Origin of the sequence: Clostridioides sp. ZZV14-6387 (assembly GCF_020657835.1) — a bacterium.
GTDB lineage: Bacteria > Bacillota > Clostridia > Peptostreptococcales > Peptostreptococcaceae > Clostridioides > Clostridioides difficile_A.
In genome coordinates this window covers 63,057-83,206 of the sequence record NZ_JAGWCW010000008.1, presented here as the reverse complement: position 1 = coordinate 83,206, position 20,150 = coordinate 63,057, and the positions used below count along the sequence as shown (strand labels likewise).

Annotated in this window: 22 protein-coding genes, 1 pseudogene and 2 riboswitches; of the genes and pseudogenes, 15 read left to right on the top strand and 8 right to left on the bottom strand. The window is 24.7% G+C overall.

Translation table 11 applies throughout. The features are described 5' to 3' along the window. Positions 1–202 precede the first annotated feature (202 nt). Complete coding sequence (locus KGF38_RS07120; protein ID WP_074178375.1) at positions 203–1,270, top strand: GGDEF domain-containing protein; 1,068 nt, start codon at positions 203–205, stop codon at positions 1,268–1,270. Between the two features lie 856 nt (positions 1,271–2,126). Next, positions 2,127–2,222: riboswitch (cyclic di-GMP riboswitch) on the bottom strand. Between the two features lie 416 nt (positions 2,223–2,638). Here KGF38_RS07120 and KGF38_RS07115 read toward each other — a convergent pair. Further along, entirely contained in the window at positions 2,639–2,839 is a 201-nt protein-coding gene (locus KGF38_RS07115; RefSeq protein WP_021385087.1) for a cold-shock protein, read from the bottom strand. Positions 2,840–3,063: 224 nt separating this feature from the next. Then, a complete protein-coding gene (locus KGF38_RS07110) occupies positions 3,064–3,240 on the bottom strand; it encodes a hypothetical protein (RefSeq protein ID WP_054270912.1) in 177 nt (58 codons plus the stop codon). Between the two features lie 49 nt (positions 3,241–3,289). Continuing rightward, positions 3,290–3,385: riboswitch (cyclic di-GMP riboswitch) on the bottom strand. 1,418 nt (positions 3,386–4,803) lie between these two features. Here KGF38_RS07110 and KGF38_RS07105 point away from each other — a divergent pair. Next, positions 4,804–5,484: a response regulator transcription factor gene (locus KGF38_RS07105; protein ID WP_054277089.1), complete on the top strand. Its 681-nt coding sequence runs from the start codon at positions 4,804–4,806 to the stop codon at positions 5,482–5,484. Positions 5,485–5,650: 166 nt separating this feature from the next. Beyond that, positions 5,651–5,938: a hypothetical protein gene (locus tag KGF38_RS07100; protein ID WP_074178374.1), complete on the top strand. Its 288-nt coding sequence runs from the start codon at positions 5,651–5,653 to the stop codon at positions 5,936–5,938. A 393-nt stretch (positions 5,939–6,331) separates the two neighbouring features. Here the strand turns inward: KGF38_RS07100 and KGF38_RS07095 are convergent, their stop codons facing one another. Further along, complete coding sequence (locus KGF38_RS07095; protein WP_074178373.1) at positions 6,332–7,144, bottom strand: SDR family NAD(P)-dependent oxidoreductase; 813 nt, start codon at positions 7,142–7,144, stop codon at positions 6,332–6,334. Between the two features lie 461 nt (positions 7,145–7,605). On the opposite strand from KGF38_RS07095, the gene KGF38_RS07090 reads away from it, so the two are divergent. Beyond that, the gene (locus KGF38_RS07090; RefSeq protein ID WP_079770227.1) at positions 7,606–7,812 is read left to right on the top strand and encodes a BlaI/MecI/CopY family transcriptional regulator; all 207 of its coding nucleotides are present in this window, start codon (positions 7,606–7,608) and stop codon (positions 7,810–7,812) included. Between the two features lie 35 nt (positions 7,813–7,847). On the opposite strand, the gene KGF38_RS07085 is transcribed toward KGF38_RS07090, so the two are convergent. After that, entirely contained in the window at positions 7,848–8,075 is a 228-nt protein-coding gene (locus KGF38_RS07085; RefSeq protein ID WP_161803439.1) for a hypothetical protein, read from the bottom strand. 124 nt (positions 8,076–8,199) lie between these two features. Here KGF38_RS07085 and KGF38_RS20570 point away from each other — a divergent pair, with 124 nt between their 5' ends. From KGF38_RS20570 to KGF38_RS07055, 6 genes and pseudogenes are all read left to right on the top strand, one after another. Then, positions 8,200–8,700, top strand: coding sequence for a hypothetical protein (locus tag KGF38_RS20570; protein ID WP_074178372.1), 501 nt, complete (start codon positions 8,200–8,202; stop codon positions 8,698–8,700). Position 8,701: 1 nt separating this feature from the next. Next, a pseudogene (locus KGF38_RS07075) lies at positions 8,702–8,902 on the top strand (hypothetical protein); the annotation flags it as partial. 89 nt (positions 8,903–8,991) lie between these two features. Next, positions 8,992–9,222, top strand: a complete 231-nt coding sequence (locus KGF38_RS07070) for a hemolysin XhlA family protein (RefSeq protein WP_074178371.1) — start codon at positions 8,992–8,994, stop codon at positions 9,220–9,222. Between the two features lie 15 nt (positions 9,223–9,237). Continuing rightward, a complete protein-coding gene (locus tag KGF38_RS07065) occupies positions 9,238–9,498 on the top strand; it encodes a phage holin family protein (protein WP_074178370.1) in 261 nt (86 codons plus the stop codon). Beyond that, positions 9,495–10,301 carry an N-acetylmuramoyl-L-alanine amidase gene (locus KGF38_RS07060; RefSeq protein ID WP_074178369.1) on the top strand — a complete coding sequence of 269 codons (807 nt, stop codon included), beginning with the start codon at positions 9,495–9,497 and terminating at the stop codon, positions 10,299–10,301. Before KGF38_RS07065 ends, KGF38_RS07060 begins: the two co-directional genes overlap by 4 nt. A 964-nt stretch (positions 10,302–11,265) precedes the next feature. Then, complete coding sequence (locus KGF38_RS07055; RefSeq protein WP_074178368.1) at positions 11,266–12,882, top strand: DUF6765 family protein; 1,617 nt, start codon at positions 11,266–11,268, stop codon at positions 12,880–12,882. A 113-nt stretch (positions 12,883–12,995) separates the two neighbouring features. Here the strand turns inward: KGF38_RS07055 and KGF38_RS07050 are convergent, their stop codons facing one another. From KGF38_RS07050 to KGF38_RS07040, 3 genes are all read right to left on the bottom strand, one after another. Further along, positions 12,996–13,313: a hypothetical protein gene (locus tag KGF38_RS07050; RefSeq protein WP_074178367.1), complete on the bottom strand. Its 318-nt coding sequence runs from the start codon at positions 13,311–13,313 to the stop codon at positions 12,996–12,998. A gap of 321 nt (positions 13,314–13,634) precedes the next feature. Next, entirely contained in the window at positions 13,635–14,201 is a 567-nt protein-coding gene (locus KGF38_RS07045) for a hypothetical protein (protein WP_074178366.1), read from the bottom strand. 605 nt (positions 14,202–14,806) lie between these two features. Further along, positions 14,807–15,007 (bottom strand): cold-shock protein, encoded by a 201-nt coding sequence (locus tag KGF38_RS07040; RefSeq protein WP_021384215.1) that lies wholly within the window; start codon positions 15,005–15,007, stop codon positions 14,807–14,809. A gap of 679 nt (positions 15,008–15,686) precedes the next feature. Between KGF38_RS07040 and KGF38_RS07035 the strand changes: the two genes are divergently transcribed. From KGF38_RS07035 to KGF38_RS20375, 3 genes are all read left to right on the top strand, one after another. Then, complete coding sequence (locus KGF38_RS07035; protein WP_054270845.1) at positions 15,687–16,064, top strand: BlaI/MecI/CopY family transcriptional regulator; 378 nt, start codon at positions 15,687–15,689, stop codon at positions 16,062–16,064. Positions 16,065–16,167: 103 nt separating this feature from the next. Next, entirely contained in the window at positions 16,168–16,419 is a 252-nt protein-coding gene (locus tag KGF38_RS07030; RefSeq protein ID WP_227832274.1) for a BlaI/MecI/CopY family transcriptional regulator, read from the top strand. Between the two features lie 3 nt (positions 16,420–16,422). Further along, positions 16,423–16,557, top strand: coding sequence for a hypothetical protein (locus KGF38_RS20375; RefSeq protein WP_255646113.1), 135 nt, complete (start codon positions 16,423–16,425; stop codon positions 16,555–16,557). 114 nt (positions 16,558–16,671) lie between these two features. Here the strand turns inward: KGF38_RS20375 and KGF38_RS07025 are convergent, their stop codons facing one another. Further along, on the bottom strand, positions 16,672–16,818 hold the full coding sequence (locus KGF38_RS07025; RefSeq protein WP_167641110.1) for a hypothetical protein: 147 nt from the start codon (positions 16,816–16,818) through the stop codon (positions 16,672–16,674). A gap of 334 nt (positions 16,819–17,152) precedes the next feature. Here KGF38_RS07025 and KGF38_RS07020 point away from each other — a divergent pair, with 334 nt between their 5' ends. After that, entirely contained in the window at positions 17,153–17,845 is a 693-nt protein-coding gene (locus KGF38_RS07020) for a response regulator transcription factor (protein WP_054270844.1), read from the top strand. Between the two features lie 195 nt (positions 17,846–18,040). Then, the gene (locus KGF38_RS07015; protein ID WP_079770226.1) at positions 18,041–20,110 is read left to right on the top strand and encodes a sensor histidine kinase; all 2,070 of its coding nucleotides are present in this window, start codon (positions 18,041–18,043) and stop codon (positions 20,108–20,110) included. The last annotated feature ends 40 nt before the right edge of the window (positions 20,111–20,150 follow it).

Genomic DNA, 20,150 nt, shown 5'->3' with positions numbered 1-20,150 from the left:
ATTGATATAAAATTTATTTTTATTTCTTAAAAAATTTCTTAAAAAAAAATTATGGAAGATATTTGCATATTATAATATAATAAGTCATTTTTCTAGTGTATAATATATGATATGGAATAGGTGTTATAAAGTGGCAATGATAGAAAAACTTAAGTATAGAAGTATATTTTAATTGATAATGTATATAGGAGGAGGACAAAATTTGAGTACCATTATTTATGCCTATTTGATACCATTTATAGGATTAATTTTTTTGATATTTCTTATTAAAATGAATCATTTATTTAATAAAGAGCAGAGTAGATTGTTTATAATATCAATAGTAATTAACTTAATACTTATTATAGCCACATCTACTGATTACATAATATCAAGACAGACAAATTCATCACTATGGATGATTCGTAGGATTACATCTTTTTTAAATTTTGCAATAAGTCCATTGATTCCTATTTTACTTATAAAGATATTTAAACAAAAAAAGGATACAATTATATTTTATTTGCCATTTTTGATAAATTTTATTATTTGTTTTTTTAGTATGTTTATTAAAATTATATTTTTTATAGATATAAATAATTATTATGAAAGAGGATGTCTATTTTTTATACCTTCTTTTACAGTATTATTATATATTTTAATATTTATAATCAATCCAGTTACTTCTCATGTACAAGAAAAGAAAATGGAACGTATTATTGTTACATCCATTGCTGTTACAATAATAGCAGGATTACTTTTAGAAATTTTTTATTACTATCATTTTCTAAGTTACGGATTCTCAGCATTAGGGCTTATTATTTATTATATACTACAAAATATTAATTTCTTTTCAAAAGATTCTTTGACAGGAGCATATAATCGCCAAATGTATAATTATATGCTGGATAAAATTAATAATTCTTTAAATTGTGTTATTGCTCTTTTAGATATTAACAATTTCAAATATATAAATGATAATTATGGACATGATGAGGGCGATAAAGTATTAATTTTATTTGTTAATGTTATTAATAAGAATATTAAAGATATTGCATCTCTTTATCGTACAGGTGGAGATGAATTCATGTTGATATCAACTAAAGTAACTGAAGATGTACTCTTAAATGCTCTTAATAAATCTAAGATAGAGTTAGAAAAATATGACCTAAGTTTTGCTTGTGGAGTAAGTGAATATAATAAAGAAGATAATCTTGAGGAAATACTACATATGGTTGACAAAAAAATGTATATAAATAAAAATCAAATTAAAAATCAAGAAAAAGAATAATTCAAAGTAAGAAATTATTTGAAATTCTAATAATAATTAAGTGAAATATATTTTAAATAAAAGCATGTATTTTTTAGTATGATTTTTAGTTTTTATATCATTGAGTAGTGGAAGAAAAAAATATTTTATAAAAAAGTTTCAAGTATTTAATGTATTAATAGGAAGTCCAAAAAAAATTACATAAGATAAAAATGATAAAAATACTATAAAGTATATGAAAAAATAAAATAATTTTTTTTAGATGCAGATAAATCAAATTTTTTTCTTGGTTTATCACATAAATAGGATATCAGATAATAGTCTTTAATTTAATCTCCTCATAGAATCAGTATGAGTTTAGAATACTATGAGGAGGTAATTATATTAATTTAATTTGTAGTATTTTAAATAAATTGATATAAAAAATATCACATTAGATAAGAAAAATTCATTTTTACACATCTTAAGAAATCGACTTGAGTTAAATCCAGACGATTCTAATAAATAAATTAGTAATCTAAATTATTTTAGATTTGTTATATTTCATTAAAAAATGAAAATCTGAATGATAAGAATATATATCAATTAATTTTCATTAAGTATTTTTAAAAAGTAGAAAAAACTAAAAAGGGTTTTCTAGAAAATAAAATCTATCTAATTATGTTTACTAATAGCATAACTTGATGTAAATAATTTTCAACTATTTTTATCCGCTCTATAGTATAAAATCATTTAATTGTGTATCTATAAAATCGTAATAATCATATGCACTACCAATATAGGTAGATAATATATGAGTGTATCTATCTATATTATTTGTAAATATACTATCATATCCCCCTAAAAAACTTTCATAAAAACAAAAAGAAAACATCTTTTTGGCAACTGGCTAACATAACTTATAAAAATTTTATAAGCCTTAGTCCCTATAGCTTTGCGTCACTAAATTTCTCTAGTTTTGCCGATTTAGTTTTACTCTACAATTATATAATACAACAGAATAGAGTATTATTCAATAGATTTATTTGAAAATTGAAAAAATTATAAAAATGAAAAAATTATTTTCTAAATAAAAATCAACGATTAATTAATTTTGATATAGTATTGTAAGATATAATTTATTGTGAGATATCGATGTATATAAATACAGTTATGAGCAATTAAAGAATGGTGAAAAATAATGATAGATATAATAGAAATGTTGACAAATAAAAAGTGTTATTGAAATAAGAACAACCTGAAATTAGTAGCATTTCATTTTTTGTATGAAATTTAAATGACAAATGGGAATTAAAAAGATAAAAGTGATAATATTAGGATGAAAAATTATATTCAAATAATCAAATAAAAAAAGACCCTTGAAAGAGTCTTTCCCGAAAAATCTATATATTATAATATAGTTATATTTTCTGCTTGAGGACCTCTAGCGCCTTTAACTATATCAAAGCTTACTTTTTGACCTTCTTCTAATGATTTAAATCCTGAAGTTTGTATAGCTGAGAAATGAGCAAATACATCATCTCCATTTTCTACTGATATAAATCCAAATCCTTTTTCGTTGTTAAACCATTTCACTATTCCATTATTCATTAAAAATACTCCTATTAACCTATATCAAGATATACTTGATTTAATTGTGTATCAACACAAATACTATTATATCATAATTTAATAGAGATGTCTACCTAATTATGATTTATAGTTAATATTTTATATTAAAAGGTTCTCAATATTTATTTTTTAGATGTAATTATTTCTCTAGTTTATTAAATGTAGAAAAAACTAAAAAGGGTTCTCTAGAAAACAAAATCTATCTAATTATACCTACTTACCAATACCATCACTTGATGTAGACAAGATTCTACTACATTTTCTCCATACTCTAGTATAAAATCATCTAGCTGTGTATCTATAAAATTACAGTAATCATATGAACTGCCAATATAAGCAGTTAATATATGTGTACACATATCTATTTTTTCCATAAACATTTTACATCCCCCTAAAAAACTTTCATAAAAAACAAAAAGAAAATATCTTTTTGGCAACTGGCTGACATAACTTACAAGGATTCTATAAGCCTTAGTCCCTATAGCTTTGCGTCACTAAATTTCTCTAGTTTTGCCGATTTAGTTTTATTCTACAATTAAATAATACAACAGAGTTGCTTATTATTCAATATATTTATTTGAAAATTGGATTAATTTATAGATATGAATGTTATTTTACATTAAAAAAATAGATTGAAGATGCAAAATATATGTCAAAACTTACTTGTAATTTTTGCGTTAAAAAACTTTTACTATTTATTTAAATAAATTCGATTTCAGTATAAATATTAAGAGATATTTAAATAATTTATTAACATATTAAAGAATTAAGTTACTTTTAATTTGATTTTTTTATTTTAAAAACTATGAGGTTTCGTGAATGCTATATAAGAGTTGTATTATAAGATGACAGAATAAAGTTATTTAGTAATAGATAAAAAAGATTATTAACTAACAGGAAGTCTGTATGTAATCGGTGGAATAACTTGTAATGAAATTAAAGAATTAAATAAGACTAGAGGAGAAAAATTCACTCAAATATATAGGTGAGAATATATAGGTGAGAATATATGAACAACAAGGAATAAGGCTAAAAAGTTTATAAAATAAAAGTTATAAAAGTATTTAGACAAAGAATATTAATTTTTTAAGTAGCCATTTTTAGGGAAAGGGAAACTTTTTTTGAAATATAATATAATTATAATAATAAAATAATGCTTTTATAAATATCAAGACACAGAATATAAAAATTTTATAATAATATATTTACCAAAATTATACAACATATCTTATATTATAACTATATAAATCATATAAATCAATACTTAGACAGGCTGATAGAGTAGTTTTTAAAAACAATAGAGTTATAATACAAAAACTATCTTAATATCCCTTTCCCTAAAATAGGAGATTTTTATTATTATTTAATAATGATTTTTAATATTAAAGCTAATATTCAAGTATTATTTAAAAATATTTAAGATTTAAATCCTAATTTATAATAATATTATAAAAAGTAAATTGGTATGTACTGTAATAATTAAAACTTTAGACTTTAATTAAAATACTTTTTAGTCGAGTAATCTAATGTATATTCAGATAAAATTGTTAAAGATGTAATTATGATAGTAAAAATATAGAGTTAGATTGTGTAATTTTAGATATTTATCTTTATACAGTAAATTAAAAATCAAATGAAATACAAAATAAAATACATAGTCTAAAATAATTTATATCAAAATATAAAAATCTTGGTTTTAGTTAGTAAGTGATTTTAAATAATTTTATCAAATATATATGTGAAAATAATTTACTAGGTACATACATATCTTGTGTGAATTTTAAAGTATGCAGATTGAATAAAAATATATGAAAAGAATAAAGACTATGGATTTATAGTTGTTAAAGTTTCTTATAATGGTAAAGAAATACTATTGGAAAATATACTAAAGATATTTACTTAGTTATTTATAGAAAAAATAATGATATTTAGGAGTGACTATAATGCAAACTAATGTATTGATAATTGATGGAGATAAGAATAATTGCCAAGAATTGAAACAGTTTCTAGAAGAAAAAGGCATAAATGTCTATTTAGCATATAATTGTAAAGAAGCTATTGGAAAAATATTTAGTAATAAATTTGATTTGATATTTCTAGAAATAATTTTAACTGATGGTGATGGTTGGGATTTTTGTAAAAAAATTAGAAATATAACTACTTGCCCAATTATTCATATAACTTACATAAATGAAGAACAAAGTATTTTAAATGCTTTAAATTCTGGTGGAGATGACTATTTAATAAAGCCTTTAAATTTAGAAATATTATATGCGAAAGTTAAAGCTATTTTAAGAAGATTGAATTCATATACAAACAATAAGGAAAATAACATAAAATTAGAAGAATATAATAGAGCCAGTGGAGTCATAAAACTAGAAAATAAAATGATAAAATTAACTCCAACAGAAAATAGGTTATTAAATTACTTTATGGATAATGCGGAAAAGACTCTAACAATTAAAGAAATATATGAACATGTATGGATGAATGAATATTTAGAGGATAATTATAGTGTTGTAGTTGCAGTGAATGGTTTAAGAAAGAAAATAGAGAAAGATTATAAAAATCCTCAGAAGATTATAACAATAAGAGAAGTTGGATATTATTTTAATAATATATAAAGTTTTACAAATGGAATGATAAGAGGTTCTACCTAAACATAGATTTTATTAATAGATATAGTTGATACTTTATATAAAATAATTATGAAAATATGGAAAAATATGTTTAATATGATTATGATTAAGGTATAAAATTTAATAAATAGAGTGATAAGGGGTGGATAAGATGTTAATACATGATAAGTGCTTTTATCCAAATAATATTTATCCAGCGATAGACTTTCTTAAGATAAAAAAGCAATTAAAATCAATATACAAGAATGATTTATCAGATTGTGGAAATATATGTATAATAGAAAGAAAAGAATATTCTATAAGTATAAATAGTATAGGTGAGATAAATATATATTATGATTTAGAATATGAAAATAAGATACAGAGTATAGTTGATGAGATTGAACAGTTATTCAAAACTCAAATTAAAAATTTTAGTGTATCAAAATTCAAGCATTGATGATTAAAAGGTAGCAACTATCTTCAGTTGCTACCTTTTAAAGTGTAGGTATATAAGAAACTAAGTATAGCCATTTATCAAATAGTAATGATAGTATAAAGCCTGAAAGAAATATACCTAATATGTACCATAAGAAAGTATTTAGATTTTTTTTCATAGATAATCACCAATTCATATTATATTTAATCTTCTTAATTAAAGTATAGCAATAATAAGTATAAAGAGTATATAAAATATTACAAATATTAACAGGATACATGAAACTATAGTAAAAGTTGTAATAATAAAACGAACGAAAATTATCACCATAAAAGCACTCCGATAATTTTAGGAGTGCTTTTATGATGATAATTTATTAAAATATAAATCATTAATAGCATTGTTTAAAAATATTTAAAATGCTGTAAAACCTCCATCAACAGGCATAAATATACCAGTTACATTGCTTGCTTCATCTGATGCTAAAAATAAAGTAACATCTCCAACTTCTTCTGCAGAAGCTACTCTATTCTGTGGAGATACTGTTTTTCCTGATACTATTCCATTCTCAGTATTTTTATTTCCTGTTTCTTTCCTTTTGTTGTTTAAGAATTCTAATGCTTCATGGTACATAGGAGTATCTGTAGTACCTGGATTAATTGCATTTACTCTTATGCCATTTTTTGCATAATCTAAGGCCATATTTTTTGTTAATCCATTTAAAGCATGTTTTGAAGTAACATATGCACTATGCCCAGGGAATCCAGTTAAGCCAGCAACTGAAGATACATTTATTACTACTCCTCCGTTGCCCAATTTTATCATTTCATTTATGCTAAAGTGTGAACAATGAAATGCTGACATAACATTACAATCAAAGACATGTCTAAACATTTCTTCTGACATTTCATGAACAGGAGCAGGTATTCCAGTGATTCCAGCATTATTTATTAGTATATCTAATCTTCCAAATTTATTAATTGCTGTGTCGATAACTTTTTTACAATTCTGAGAAGTTTTCAAGTCTAGTATTAAGAATTCTACATTTGGAGTTATCTCTTTTATTTCCATCAAAGTTTTTTTACCCATTTCTTCTTTTTTATCTGCTAATACTAATTTCGCCCCTTCTTTGGCAGCTCTTAATGCTATTGCCTTGCCTATTCCTCCTGATGCTCCTGTTACAATCATAACTTTATCTTTAAATCTATCTTTAATTATAGTTGACATAATAAATAACTCCTTTTATTATTTTAGTATTAAAATAACCTTTTTATATGAAATCTATTCTACTTGTGATTTTATTTTAGAAAGATACTTTTTTTTAAAACATACATATTATTACCCAAGTAAAAAAGTTTCATAAAAACAAAAATAGTATATGTTTTTTATAAGTTGATGATATAAATGATAATTTATTTTACAAATCTTAGTTCATATATATTTATGTCACTAGAGTTCTCTAATTTTAGTGATTTAATTTCATTCTACAGTTAGAAGAGTGCAATAGAACTAGTTATTATTTAACATATATGTTTGAAAATTTGATAAATTTATAGATGTGAATAATAATTTTAATATATAAAAATAAATTAAATAAGTGGGTCATATGGTAAAGTCTACCTATAGTTTTTGTGTTAAAAAGCTCCTATTATTAGTTTAAGTTATACTGAATGAGGGAGCGACATAAGATGAAAGAAGAAATAATAATAGAAAAATTATTAAGAACAGAACTAATAATAATGAAGTATTTATGGAAAAAAGATTCTAAAATGTCTAAAAAAGAAATTATAAAAGATATAAAGCAGATATATAGATGGCATAAAAGGACAATAAAAATACTACTAAGAAGATTAGTTGATAAATGTTACTTAGATAGGGATATTATAAAGTTTTAATCTCATTATAAAATAGTAATAGATAATGAAAAATATTACACTTTTAATCTAAAAGTAGACCCAACTGTCATTTTAACAACATTAAAAGATATACAAACTGTAGATAGCAAAATAGATACAACTAAAACAGAATTAACAAGCAACATAGAAACTGTTAAGACAGAGATTAATAATAAAATAGGTGATACAACACTACTTGAAACAACAGATAAAACAAATATAGTTAGTGCAATTAATGAGGTAAAAACTAGTGTAGATAGCATAGAAAAAACAATAAACTATGAACTTACAGACAATGCGATACACACACTTAAAATAGTAGTTACAGATGCAACTCTACAATATATATCATCCAAATTAGTAGAAATTGGAGAAGGATTTAAGAATGTGAAAACAAGTATTATAAATACTTTAGTGCTTAAAAATATAGATGCAAATTTAAATAATGCACTTGTTGAGTTATCAGAGAAAATAAAGACTTATTTTGATAGTTCAGAGGCTAGTGTACAGGAGTTGCAAAATAGGATAACAGAATTAACTAATCAGTTAAGCCAAAGAAAAAAATATGCCAAAGGAGGAAGAATATTTTCAGCCAATATATTGACAATAGTAGGGTTAGACTTTAAACCTAGTGCTGTAAACTTGTATTTTCAAATAGATACAACTTTCCAAGAAGGAGTATCAAATAATAATTATAAAGGAGTCAAATCGAATGGTATTTTATTAGATTTTTATGCACAAGAATATTATTATAGTGGTAGATATCGTACCTCATCTGGTTCTAGAGAAAGTTCAAGTATAATATTTACAAATAATGGATTTACAATCAAACGAGATGTGTATGATTTAAAAAAACTTACAAATGTACAATGGGAAGCATGGAGTTGATATGGATAGAGAAAATAGAATTATATATGACCAGTCAGGTAAAATATGGCTACAAACAGATGAAGCAACAGGTAATGTATTAGAACATGATACAATAATAGAACTACATTACTTGGATATTGAATACGGAAGTATAGACTATAATAAACAGTATATAGAGTCAATAAATCCAGTTACAAAAGAACTGATAATAAAAGATATACTAACAGAATAAGAAATAACAATATAAAAATTTTTAAGGACTTAATTAAACCTAAGTCCTTTTTTAGTATAAAAAATTAGGAGGTTTTCATGAATGAAGAACTTTTCAAAGACAATTTAAAACGACATGAGGTAACAATAAATAAACATAATGATGAAATAGATGAATTAAAAGTAGCAAACATAGAGCCTAAAGCAGACTTAAAGGCACTATGCGAGAATTTAAACTCGCTTACAAGCATGTTAAAATGGCTGATTGGAACAATGATTACAACACTTGTAGGATTCTTTATATTTGCAATACAGAGAGGATTATTTTAATTAGGAGGAAAATATATGGATAATTTAATAAGTTTCATACCTGAGCAGTTGCTAATTTTAGTTGCTGCTCTTTATATTTTGGGGTTCGGTTGTAAGAAGTATAAACAGTTAGATAACAAGTATATTCCAGTAGTGTTATGGATACTTGGAGTAGGTTTTTCAGTATGGATGTTAGGATTAAATGCTGATGCAGTCTTACAAGGTGTAATTTGCTGGGGTATATCAATAGGTATAAATCAAACTTACAAACAATTAAAGGAGGAAAATAAACAATGAAAATAGCAATAGTACCAGGACATACACTAACAAGTAAAGGAACAGGAGCAGTTGGTTATATAGATGAAGGAAAAGAAAATAGAATACTAACTGACTTAATAGTGAAATGGTTAAAACAAGGTGGAGCAACTATATATACTGGTAAGATAGATAAATCGAATGATTATCTATCTGAACAATGTCAAATAGCAAACAAACAAGACATAGACTTAGCAGTGCAAGTACATTTCAACGCAAATAATACAACACTAAATCCCATGGGTACAGAAACAATATATAAAACTAATAATGGCAAAATATACGCTGAAAGAGTCAATGAAAAGTTAGCAATAGTATTTAAAAATAGAGGTGCAAAATCAGATGTAAGGGGTTTGTATTGGCTTAATCATACAAAAGCACCAGCAATATTAATTGAAGTATGTTTTGTAGACAGTAAAGCAGATACAGGTTATTATATTAGACATAAAGATATAGTTGCTAAATTAATAGCAGAAGGTATTTTAAATAAAACTATAGATAATAAAGAGAATAGTGAGGGGAACATCATGTATAAACATACAATCGTTTATGATGGAGAGGTTGACAAAATCCCTGCAACTGTAGTTGGTTGGGGTTATAATGATGGAAAAATATTAATATGTGATATAAAAGATTATGTACCAGGTCAGACAGAGAATTTATATGTTGTAGGGGGAGGAGCATGCAATAAAATAGATTCTATAACTAAAGAGAGATACACTATGATAAAAGGTAATGATAGGTTTGATACACTTTACAAATCGTTAGATTTTATTAATAGATAGATTGAAGGTAGCAACTGGAGATAGTTGCTACTTTCTTTTTTTATACTTTTTTTCTTTAAGTTTTTTATTTTCCATATTATCTAATACTTGCAGCGAACTCATATAGAATTTTTGGCGACTATCCCATTTTTACTGAGCTTCACATATTAGATATAAATAAGCACTAAAAAAACTCCTATTATAGCACCAGCAATATAAAAATCTTTTATAATATTGTTGGCAAATAGACTAAAGAAAATTGATATAAATGCAGCAATAAGAGCAATTACAAATGGACTTGATGGATTATTTTTAGAATTTAAGATGGTTTTGATGCGTGTTTTTTATATTTTCTAGTGAAACCATCTCCTTAAGAGAATTATAAAATCTATAATTGCATTTATAATATTCTTCAGCTTCTTTTATGTCTGGCTTTTTTTCTTCTTGAATAATATTCAACTGCTCTATAGGGCTTTTTTTGTTAAATTTAATAATATTAAATATATCATTTAGAAATATATTTTATACCTCCATAAATTAATGTCTATTATACTTTAATTTATTAGCATATTTAAGAACTTATATCAGCAATTTGTCAAACTATTTTTAGAAGAAAATAGAGCAAGGACACAGGAGAAAAATTTACAGAGATTTATTCTTATGATGTGTGGTTAACAATGGATAAGGCTAGAGAATTTGTAAAAGAAAAATTATAAGTTTTAAAGTTTTATTTAAACAAGTATATAGATAAGAAAAATTTATATCAAAGTTTTTCTTATCTATTTTTTCTTATAAATATATTTATTAAATTTATAAAAAGATATATTTCTAGAAAAAATATGTTTTTTGACTATTTATGCGTTTTTGATGGCTAGTTAGACAGTAAGTGTTGAATATTTTGAATATTTAATTTATTATTTTAATAAATAATTATATATAAGTACACATATAATTATTTATTAAAATAAAATTAAGAGGTGATTTTATGAATTTAGATTTTCACTATTATGGTACATATCTTGCAGCTAAAATAGCTGGTTATAATGATTCTGATGCAAATACAATAGCTTATGCTGCTCAATATGTGGATGAATCAACTAAGAGTATGATTCTTGAAGATGTAAATTTTACACTACCTACAGTACAGACAACTTTAGAATTTGAAAAATATTATGCAGATTTTACTTCATGGGGCTATAAATGGAATCTTGATAGTTTGAATGAAATAAGAAAAGTATGGATACCATTTCATTTTTTACCTGGAAATTTGAACAACCAATATGAGTATAATGGAGTTAAAGAAAGCACAGGACTTACAACAAACTGGAAATTTAAAGATGGAGATGAGAGAAGATTTAGATTAATGTGTTTACCAAATAGTGAAACTGTTTCTTCTATTATAAATGACCTTATCTATTTTCATAGTACTGAGGAATATAAATTACAATTTATTGGAATGAGAATGCATGTACTTGCAGATACATGGGCACACATGTATTTTATTGGAAGACCTGAATGGTATATTAATGATGTTAAAGAATTTATAGCAGAAGAAAGTAAATACATAGAAGAAACTAAATGGACTAAAGCAGAAGAATATCGTAACGGTAGCTGGCATGCTATTAATGTTTCTGGTACTCCTGAGGTTGGTGGATATGAAGGAATTGCATATCTTGGACATGGAAGAATGGGTCATATACCAGACTATGGATATCTCAATTACAGATATGTTCCAAATTGGAGTTGTACTGATGATAAAGTGAAGATACAAAAAAATAATCAAGACAATTTCTTTAAAGCATTTTGTCAAATGGTATATGCACTAAAGTGTATTAAGAATGGTACTGATTTTAGCCTAAATCAATATGAGAGTTTAACAGAAAATCAAAAAATAGAAGTTATAAAAGTAATAACAACTAGAAAAGATGACCAGTCAGATGCATGGAAAAAAGCAATAAAAGCTTTAGGATATAGTTCTTTAGATAACTTTGATAAAAACAAATGGAAAAATGAATTTGAAAAATCTTCTAATAAGCAAAAAACAAACTATTATTATTTTAATCTAGTAGCCAAGAAACATATAGATTATGTAAATAATTTCTTAGAAGAAAATAGATTGAAATTAGATGAAATGTGTAGTGAATATTGTGAATTCAAGACTTTTGATGATAGCCAATTTGCTAAAAATAGAAATAGAGTAACAAAAATTATACTTAGAGGAGCTTTTATAGTTGATGCTATACAGTTTGTATATGATGGAAAATATAAAACTCAACTACATGGAGAACCTTTTGGGGGTAGCATAGTATCTATGGATTTAGATGTGGATGATTATATAATTAAAATAAGTGGTTCTATAGGATGGTTTACTGGTTTATCTATACCAGCTAGAACAATAGGTAAAATAACTTTTTTAACTAAAAAAGGAAAAACTATAACAGCAGGAGAAGAAAAAGCCTTTAAGAAATATGGAAACTTTACTCTGGAACCAGAATCTGGTGAACAAATATTTGCCCTTCAGGGTTCATACTCAGTATATAAATTTAGTTCAGAGTATAGCAAAAGATATTTAGATTGTCTAGGGATTGCTTGTATGAAATAATTACATGAAAGAATGTTTAAAAGCCAAATTAGAAATTTTTATTTAATAGATAGATTAGAAGGTAGCAACTAGAGTTAGTTGTTATCTTCTTTTACTATTAATCCTATTATATTTTATATAACTATATATCTTTTCCTAATTATATAATAGGATATTATTGTTATAATAGATACTAATATTACTGATATTATCGCAGTATCAAGTCTTCTTATTAATAACCCCATTATTATGTATTCCAAGCCTATTAAATATTGAAAAAATATTTCTGGTTTAGTAGCTTTTTCTCTATCTATATTACCATATTTTAATTCTAATTTATTTAAATACTTTTTCTTACAATAATTAGTTTTACCCTTGATTAAATATCCTACAGTAACCACTATTGTAAATGTTACTCCATAACTTAAAAATATAATGTTCCAAGAGTTCATAGTAGAGATACCTCCATTTAGATTTATTTCTCTTAATCAAATTATATCAGTAGTATGAACATAAAGAATGTCTAAAAAATTACAAATATTAACAGAATGAATAACATTATACAAGATTAAACAAAGAAAAATGTGGTAGAGTTAACCTACCACATTTTTACCCACTAATAAATGATGATACAAAAGTCAGTATAAAAAATGAAACAAACAATATAATGAACTTGTGCAATTTGCTTAGTTGAAATACTTTATTAGCAAAAAATAAAATTAATACTGAGAGCAATGCAAAAAGTAAATCTTTTATAATAATCATTTTATATCCTATTGATTTCTTACAGATTGTAAGTAGTATTTAGTTACATAAGCCCCGCCTTTATTATAACACATTTTTTTAAATTTAAAGATTTTCCCAGATGTTATATTTGACCCAAGATGCATTGTAATTGCTCCAACTATAGCAGCAAGATACTGACCTACACCAGGAATGGCACCAGCCAAAAGACCTGCAACTCCTGTACCAGCACCAGCTAAAGTTAATGCAACTCCTTTAGAAAGATATAAATCAAAGCCTGTCTTAGTCCAAACTATTTTATTTGTCCCAGCTTTTCTATAATATAATTCATTTTCAACAAGAGTAGTGTTAACATCGTTTTCCTTAAGGTTTTTAATTAGTTTATTCATATCTATGTATGTAACTGTACCTGGTTTAGGTAATTGAGAGTCGTTGATTTTCAAGTCTTCTATTGACGCTGGATTATTTTCCATATAATTTGGGATGTCATTTGAAAGCCCCATTGCATTGGCTGTTTGTCCAATAGGTATACCTACAAGAGCTGCTAATAATGCTACTGATAACAATTTCTTAATCCTTGGGTTTCTTAGTTTCATAAAATACATCCATTTTAAATTAGTTATATATCAAAGATATATATTATTGTTGTAGAATGTAATTCTTAAGAATTAACTATATTAAATATTAATAAAACATATAGTAAAACTTAAGAATGCATACAATAAAACTGAATATAAATTAAGTATATGAGATAAATTTCATGTAATATAAGCTTATATATTATAATTATATATAAACTTATAATATATATTGTAACAATAAAACGAACTAAAATTATCATACTAAAACATAAGACATGTTAAATTGTATTAGATATATAAATTAACATACACCAAAGCACTCCTATAAAAAGAGTGCTTATTTTTTTGGAACACATTAAAGAAAAAACTATCAAGAATATTACTCAACATACCTTAGAAACGATTTAAATAGGTCTTTTTAACAACCTAGAACATATGATATAATAAAAAAATAGAAGTGTATTTGCAGTACACTTCTATATCTGTAACTAAGCATTATCATGTCAGGGAATGATTTTTTCATTTCTCCAAACAACCTTGTTTTTTTCATCAACAATTATCTTACATATACTAGCAATAAAAAAAGACCCTAAAAGAGTCTTTCCCGAAAAATCTATATATTATAATATAGTTATATTTTCTGCTTGAGGACCTCTAGCACCTTTAACTATATCAAAGCTTACTTGTTGACCTTCTTCTAATGATTTAAATCCTGAAGTTTGTATAGCTGAGAAATGAGCAAACACATCATCTCCACCTTCTATTGATATAAAACCAAATCCTTTTTCATTATTAAACCATTTCACTATTCCATTATTCATTAAAAATACTCCTATTAACCTATATCAAGATATACTTGATTTAATTGTGTATTACCACAAATACTATTGTATCATAGATTAATAGAAACGTCTACTTAATTATATTTATTTAGTTAACATTTCTACTTATTCTTAATATTAAAAATACATTTAAGACCTTTGTATTACTATAAATTGGTACGAATGTAGATAAAGCTAAAAAAAATTCTCTAGAAAACAAAATCTATATAACTGTGTATCTATAAATTTATAATAATCATATGAACTATCAGTATAAGCAGTCAATATATGTGTATATCCATACAATTTATTTTTAAATATAGATATTATTACCCACCTAAAAAACTTTCACAAAACCAAAAGAGTATATGTTTTTGATAACTTACCAATATAACTTATAACTCATCTTACAAGTCTTATTTAATAAATATTTATACCACTAAATTCCTCTAGTTTTACCAATTTAGTTTTATTTTACAATTAAAACAATACAATATAACTAGTTATTATTCAACAGATATGTTTGAAAATTGAATAAATTTATGGATATGAATAATATTTTTTTATATATAAAAATAAACTAAAACAGTAGAATATATGGTAAATTTTACCTGTAGTTTTTGTGTTAAAAAGCTCCTATTATTAGTTTAAGTTAGACTGAATGAGGGAGCGACATAAGATGAAAGAAGAAATGTTAGTAGAAAAATTATTAAGAGCAGAATTAATAGTGATGGAATATTTATGGAAAAAAGATTCTAAAATGTCTAAAAAAGAAATTGTAAAAGATATAACGCAGATGTATGGATGGCATAAAAGTACAATAAAAACACTATTAAAGGGGCTACTTGACAAAGGTTATTTGGCTAGGGATATTATAAAGTTTCAATCTCATTATAAAATAATAATAGATAATGAAGAATATTACGCTTTTAAGAAAAAGGTACTAAAATCTAGCAAGAGTAGAAAAATAATGCGCTCTCTTACTACCATGCATAAAAATGTAAGTAAAGAAAAGTTAGATTCATTAGAAGAGTATTACAGAAACTTAAAAGAGTAATATGGTAAAAATCAGATGTATATATTTGGCTAAATTCTCTTGTCTGAGGAGTTTTATTGATGTAGAATTTGCATATGCATAAATCGGCAAAAGGGTGTAAACTATGAAAATTAGTAAATTACCAGAAGCAGAATTAAAAGTTATGAGATATATTTGGGAAGCTAACAAAGTATTAACTTCTAGAGATTTGGTTAATGTAATGAAAGAAAAAAATAGATGGAATGAATCAACTACATTTACAGTTTTAAAAAGATTAGAGCGAAGGGAATTTTTAGGTACAGAGAAAACAGGTAAACTTACACACTATAATGCAGTAGTAAAAGAGGAAAAATATCTAAGGTTTGAAACAAAATAATTTTTGAAGAATATACATAAAAATTCAATTTCAAGTTTAATATCAGTATCGCATAGTAAAGATGATGAAGTGGATGAAGATAAATTAATTGAACTCGAAGAACATTTTAAGTGTTTGAAAGAAAAAAATGACAAATAGATACATAATAAATAAAATGAAGGTAGAAAAAGTTATAATTTCATACCTTTATTTTATTTAATATTCTGAACATATTAAAAAATGAAATAGGTTTGTCTTATATTTATATAAATTTTAACAGAATATGTATGGTATATAATAGATAGTATGTATAAAAATAGAATTTAAATAAGTAGCTATTATTGCAGTTAAATAAATGCTTCTAAGCCTATTTGGGTGGAAGAATGGTGGAAGAAAACTAGTAAAATATGATTCTTCCACCATTCTTCCACCTTAAAAATAAAAACTGCTCAATAAGAATTAATATACATTAATTCAGCTGAATCCAATCAAAATACTTAAATAAAAGTAATCTGAAAACAACATAATTAAAATCAATTAATTCAAATAAACCTCAATTTATCTTAAATCTTAAGAAATATTTAAGATTTAGGATAATATTTTCTTAAGATTTATATTCTATTATATATTTATAAGGTAAAGTTACAAAAATGTAAGCCAAATTAATATAACAATTTAGTCATTGTTGAGAAAGGGAGTGAAAGATATTGTATAATAGAGATGAGTATTATTATACAATAGAGGAAGTGAAAACATGTACAACATATTAGTAGTAGATGATGATAAAGAAATCGTTGATTCAATAGAAATATATCTTAAATCAGAAGGATTTAAAATATATAAAGCATATGATGGAATGAAAGCTTTGGAAGTAATAACAGAGAATGACATTCATCTAATATTAATGGATATAATGATGCCTAAATTGGATGGAATCAAGGCAACTGTGAAAATACGAGAAGAAAGAAACATACCAATAATTTTAATTTCAGCAAAAAGTGAAGATACAGATAAAATAATGGGATTAAATATTGGAGCTGACGATTATATAACAAAGCCATTTAACTTATTAGAGCTTATAGCTAGAGTTAAATCAAACTTAAGACGTTATGTAACTTTAGGCAATTATGAAGATGCAAGTCAAGAAGTTTTAAAAAGTGGAGCTTTGGAGTTAAATACATTAACAAAAGAAGTGAAAATTGATGGTGAAAATATAAAAATGACTCCAATTGAGTACAAAATCATTAAACTTCTTTTAGAAAATAAAGGACGAGTTTTCTCAATAGATGAGATATACGAAAAAGTATGGAATGAAGAAAGTTTTAATTCAGAAAATACAGTAGCAGTACATATTAGGCGAATAAGAGAAAAGATTGAAATAAATCCAAAAGAACCAAGATTTTTAAAGGTGGTGTGGGGAGTTGGTTATAAGATTGAAAAATTTTAGTGGAAAACTTATAAAAGAAAAGAGTTTAATATTTAATTGCGTTTTGATTTTGGTCATTTTTACATTTACACAAATGTTAGGAATTCTTATATGTTTTAACTTTTTCTCTAGTAGTTTAATTTATTCTATGGGAATTATGCTTGTATTAAATTTTATATTATATAAAATACTGACAATGTAGATGAGGTGGACAAGTTGGAAAAATATAGAGCATTAAAGTTAGTCTCATTAATCATAATATCTATCTCATTTCCATTAACTATATTGTTGGTAACAATAGGACTTGCTGAACCTAAATACAATATACAAAAAACTTCTACAAAGAATGGAATTTTTAATATATCTGATGATTTTTATGACAGTAATTTGTTTGATGATGAGACAATGTTGAATTTATTATACAATTTTAAGCTATCTATAGGTATTGGGTTAAGTAGTGAAGAAAAAATAAATTACGAAGATTTTTACGCAAGAGGTAAGAGTCTAGATTCAAGTAGTAGTATTTCTGATTATAATAAAATCATGAAGAAGGTAGAAACTTCTTCTGAATATTTAAGTTCTCTAAAAAATATAAAAATGTATATTGTAAAGATAAATTCAGGCGAATTTTATACAAATACAGAATATAGTTCGTTAGAGGGTTTTAAGCAAAATATTAAAGGCTATTGTGACATAGAGATAGTAAATGATGGAGAAAGAAGCTCATATACTAAAAAAATAAATGGAGAAAAATTTGAATTAAATAATGTTAGTATGGAACTAAATGGAGAAGAGGACGCTTTTGAGGTCTATGCATCTTTTCCCAAAGAACCCACTGTAGATGATGGAATAGTATATACTAACTTTCAAGTATTTAAACAAGCTACAGAAAAAGTAAGATTATTTTTTGTAGCTAGTTTAAGTTTAGCAATTATATGTTTATTATCTATAATTTTATATAGTAGAATAAAATGTGAAGCTTTAAAAAGAAATAACATACTTTTACTAATATACAATAAGATACCTATGGAATTTAATGTAATATTGGTATCTATTTCAACCGTGTTTTTGATTATGTATATTTTTGATGTATCTTATGATATTTATGTCATGATGTTAGTTTCTGTATCCTTATTGGTAGTATCAAATAATATATTTTTTATACATGTTCAATTGAGTTATTTAGAAAATAAAATATGTATATTTAAGTCAAGTATTATAGTAAGAGTGATTTTATGGCTAATAAAGACTGTAAAGGAGGTCATTAACGCTATAAAAAAAGTATCTTTAGCAAGAAAAGTTATTATGATAGTGATAGCATCTTTAGTTTTAATCATGGCGATTAGCACTCAAAGTACAAGTTTTGGATTATTGGTTTCTATATGGATATTTTTAGGATTTGCAATATATATAACTAAAAGACTTTCCTATCTTAGCTATGTAATAGAAGGTACAGAAAAGATAAAACAGGGAGAGTTAGATTATAAGATAAAAATTGCAGGAAATGATAATTTTACATCTTTAGCTGAAAATATAAATAATATTGGAGAAGGTCTTGATAAAGCAATAGAAGAGCAAGTAAAGAGTGAAAGAATGAAGTCTGACCTTATAACAAATGTATCTCATGATTTGAAAACTCCACTTACTTCTATAATAAATTATGTAGACTTGATTAAAAAAGAAGAATCTATACAACCAGACTATATAAATGACTATATAAATGTACTTGAATCAAAGTCAAAAAGATTAAAATTATTAATAGAAGATTTATTTGAAGCTAGTAAAGTAAGTAGTGGTAATATAGAATTACAGATTAGTAAAATTGATTTAGCGCAACTATTAAGACAAAGTATAGGTGAACTTGAAGAGAAGTTGTCTAAAAGTAATTTAGATATAAAATTAAATGTCCCAAATAATAAGGTATATATATGGGCAGATGGAAGAAGAATGTATAGAGTATTTGAAAATCTTTTGTCTAATATAGCTAAATATTCTTTAGAGGGAACTAGAGTATATATTGATGTATACGATTGTGATAAAAATCTAAAAGTAACTATGAAAAATATATCTTCTTATGAATTAAACTTTGACCCAAGTGAGATTATGGAAAGATTTAAAAGGGCAGACGAATCAAGAAATACTGAAGGTAGTGGATTAGGACTTGCTATTGCAAGAGATTTAGTAAACTTACAAGGTGGAAAGTTCTATATAGAAATAGATGGAGATTTATTTAAAGCAAATTTAGAGCTTCAAAAATATGAAGAAGAAGTAACAAGTGTAGATTGAGATAATATTTAAATACACACATACTTTTATAAAGAATAAT

Bases quoted from the DNA above. Each gene is read 5' to 3' on its own strand.
- KGF38_RS07115 (WP_021385087.1), bottom strand. From the start codon at position 2,839: ATGAATAATGGAATAGTGAAATGGTTTAACAACGAAAAAGGATTTGGA.
- KGF38_RS07110 (WP_054270912.1), bottom strand. From the start codon at position 3,240: ATGTTTATGGAAAAAATAGATATGTGTACACATATATTAACTGCTTAT.
- KGF38_RS07105 (WP_054277089.1), top strand. From the start codon at position 4,804: ATGCAAACTAATGTATTGATAATTGATGGAGATAAGAATAATTGCCAA.
- KGF38_RS07100 (WP_074178374.1), top strand. From the start codon at position 5,651: ATGTTAATACATGATAAGTGCTTTTATCCAAATAATATTTATCCAGCG.
- KGF38_RS07095 (WP_074178373.1), bottom strand. From the start codon at position 7,144: ATGTCAACTATAATTAAAGATAGATTTAAAGATAAAGTTATGATTGTA.
- KGF38_RS07090 (WP_079770227.1), top strand. From the start codon at position 7,606: ATGAAAGAAGAAATAATAATAGAAAAATTATTAAGAACAGAACTAATA.
- KGF38_RS07085 (WP_161803439.1), bottom strand. From the start codon at position 8,075: ATGCTATCTACACTAGTTTTTACCTCATTAATTGCACTAACTATATTT.
- KGF38_RS07070 (WP_074178371.1), top strand. From the start codon at position 8,992: ATGAATGAAGAACTTTTCAAAGACAATTTAAAACGACATGAGGTAACA.
- KGF38_RS07065 (WP_074178370.1), top strand. From the start codon at position 9,238: ATGGATAATTTAATAAGTTTCATACCTGAGCAGTTGCTAATTTTAGTT.
- KGF38_RS07060 (WP_074178369.1), top strand. From the start codon at position 9,495: ATGAAAATAGCAATAGTACCAGGACATACACTAACAAGTAAAGGAACA.
- KGF38_RS07055 (WP_074178368.1), top strand. From the start codon at position 11,266: ATGAATTTAGATTTTCACTATTATGGTACATATCTTGCAGCTAAAATA.
- KGF38_RS07050 (WP_074178367.1), bottom strand. From the start codon at position 13,313: ATGAACTCTTGGAACATTATATTTTTAAGTTATGGAGTAACATTTACA.
- KGF38_RS07045 (WP_074178366.1), bottom strand. From the start codon at position 14,201: ATGAAACTAAGAAACCCAAGGATTAAGAAATTGTTATCAGTAGCATTA.
- KGF38_RS07040 (WP_021384215.1), bottom strand. From the start codon at position 15,007: ATGAATAATGGAATAGTGAAATGGTTTAATAATGAAAAAGGATTTGGT.
- KGF38_RS07035 (WP_054270845.1), top strand. From the start codon at position 15,687: ATGAAAGAAGAAATGTTAGTAGAAAAATTATTAAGAGCAGAATTAATA.
- KGF38_RS07030 (WP_227832274.1), top strand. From the start codon at position 16,168: ATGAAAATTAGTAAATTACCAGAAGCAGAATTAAAAGTTATGAGATAT.
- KGF38_RS07020 (WP_054270844.1), top strand. From the start codon at position 17,153: ATGTACAACATATTAGTAGTAGATGATGATAAAGAAATCGTTGATTCA.